This window comes from Streptomyces scopuliridis RB72 (genome assembly GCF_000718095.1).
GTDB lineage: Bacteria > Actinomycetota > Actinomycetes > Streptomycetales > Streptomycetaceae > Streptomyces > Streptomyces scopuliridis.
Window position 1 is genome coordinate 1 of sequence record NZ_JOEI01000096.1, and the last position, 386, is coordinate 386.

The following is a 386-nucleotide window of genomic DNA, read 5'->3' on the forward strand; positions in this document are numbered from 1 at the left end:
ATCCGCTTCACACCGGGACGGTCCTCACGAACCATCACCGACACCTGCCCCACCCACACGTGCCGGGCAAGAACCGCCTCGATCTCACCCAACTCGATACGCAGACCACGCACCTTCACCTGATCATCACCACGCCCCACATACTCCAACTGCCCATCCACCCGCCACCGCACCACATCACCCGTGCGATACAACCGCCCACCCGAACCAAACGGATCAGCAACAAAACGCTCCGCACTCAACCCCGCACGACCGAGATACCCACGCGCCAACCCCGGCCCCGCCACATACAATTCACCCAACACACCCACCGGCACCGGACGCAGCCAGCCATCCAGCACCCACACCCGCGCACCCGCCACCGGAACCCCAATCGGCGGAACACC

1 protein-coding gene is annotated in these 386 nt (G+C 64.5%); it reads right to left on the minus strand.

Annotated features, from left to right (window positions below):
• Positions 1 to 386: AMP-binding protein (locus tag IF11_RS39820; RefSeq protein ID WP_037729534.1), on the minus strand; the 386-nt coding region annotated here is incomplete at both ends.